General features: G+C 48.6%; 1 protein-coding gene. It reads left to right on the top strand.

The genetic code is table 11. The features are described from left to right. Positions 1–131: 131 nt before the first annotated feature. Entirely contained in the window at positions 132–1,691 is a 1,560-nt protein-coding gene (locus ACQ4N8_RS28085; protein ID WP_430707665.1) for an IS1182 family transposase, read from the top strand. Positions 1,692–1,785 lie beyond the last annotated feature (94 nt).

Raw genomic sequence — 1,785 nt, 5'->3', positions numbered from 1 at the left:
AAGGGGCTGTCCCAAAAGTCATCGTAGACGACTGAGGGACGGCCCTCTATTTTCATTTAGTTAAACAAAAAGAAACCAAACCTTGGTAAAATGGAAGTGACGAGCAACCATTCAAAAAGGAGAGGTTTCTTTTGTACATTCAATATACCATGGATCAACTTTGCCTGCCAATGGACTTGGAGGAAGATATCCCTCAAAATCATGTCGTGCGTGTGGTTAATGCCGCTGTAAATCAAATTAGTGACAGTATATTCGCCTCCGCATACCCTGGCGGAGGACGAGACAGCTACCATCCCAAAATGCTCACCAAAGTCCTCATCTACGCATATACTCAACGCATTTACTCCTCACGTCTCATTGCCAAAGCCGTACGGGAAAACATCATGTTCATGTGGATTGCCGGCCGGCAGCGTCCGGACTTTCGTACCATCAACCGCTTTCGTTCCGAGCGGATGAAAGACATACTCGAGACGGTTTTTACCGCCGTACTCGAACTGCTTGTGGAGGAGGGATACGTCAAGCTCGACCACTACTTTGTCGATGGCACCAAAATCGAAGCCAATGCGAATCGGTATACCTTTGTTTGGGGCAAAGCGGTGGTAAAACAAAAGGCGAAGCTGCAAGAGAAAGTGCGGACGTTATTCGCCACTATTGAAGAACACGAGAAAAAAGAAGAGCAAGAACAGTCCGGCCAAGATCTTGCAGAACTTGGCGAGACATCCTCCCTGACCAGCGAGAGGCTGGAGAAGGCGGTTCAACAGCTCGAAGAGAAACTGCAGAAAGCGCCTAAAGATAAACCGCTCAAAAAGACGGTTCGCACGCTAAGAAAAGACCTGCTTCCCCGCTTGCAGAAATACGAGCAGCAGCTTGAGATTCTCGGGGAGCGGAATAGTTACAGCAAAACCGACCCGGACGCTACGTTCATGCGGATGAAAGAAGACCACATGCGAAACGGTCAGCTCAAGCCAGGATACAATGTGCAAATCGGAACCGAGAACCAATTCATTGTCGGATACAGCCTTCATCAACGCCCGACGGATACGCAAACCTTGAAGCCACACTTGGAGAAAGTAAAGGCGCAGTTAGGGCAATTACCCGGCACTATCATTGCCGACGCCGGATATGGGAGCGAGGAAAATTATGCCTACTTGGAAGGCGAAGAGGTGAAGGCAATCGTCAAATACAACACCTACCACAAAGAGAAAACAAAAGCTTGGAAGAAGGACATAAGCAAGCCAGACAACTGGCAGTATGACGAAGCCAAGGATACATGGACCTGCGCAGCGGGCCAGAAATTGACTTACATCCGGGAGAGCAAGGAGAAGAACGAGAGTGGATATGAGGTTCGAAAGCGGTACTACAGAAGTACATCGTGCGCAGAATGCCCTCTCAAAGCTTTATGTACCAAAGCCAGCGGAGACCGTGAAATCCAAGTAAGCATGGATTACCTGCGCTACAAGAAGCAGGCCCGGGAGCGATTGACCAGTGAAGAGGGCTACGCTCTGTCGGTTCAGCGCATGCATGAACCAGAAAGTGTTTTTGGTCAGGTAAAGAACAACCGAGGATTCCGTCGTTTTCTGCTTCGAGGTTTACGTAAAGTAAGCCTTGAGGTCGGGTGGCTTTCCCTTGCCCACAATCTTCTGAAAGTCGGGCAACTAAGCCAACAAAGAAAAATAGTCAGCCAGGAATAGAGCGTCCTGGTCGACTGTTTTTTTAACATAAGAACTTTTTAACGAGTAGCAACCCTTGAGTAGGTTAACTAGCTACCTTTTGGGACAGCCTCTT

Origin of the sequence: Paenibacillus macerans, from assembly GCF_050565405.1 — a bacterium.
Classification (GTDB): Bacteria; Bacillota; Bacilli; order Paenibacillales; family Paenibacillaceae; genus Fontibacillus; species Fontibacillus macerans_B.
This window is presented reverse-complemented; position numbering and strand designations above follow the sequence as displayed.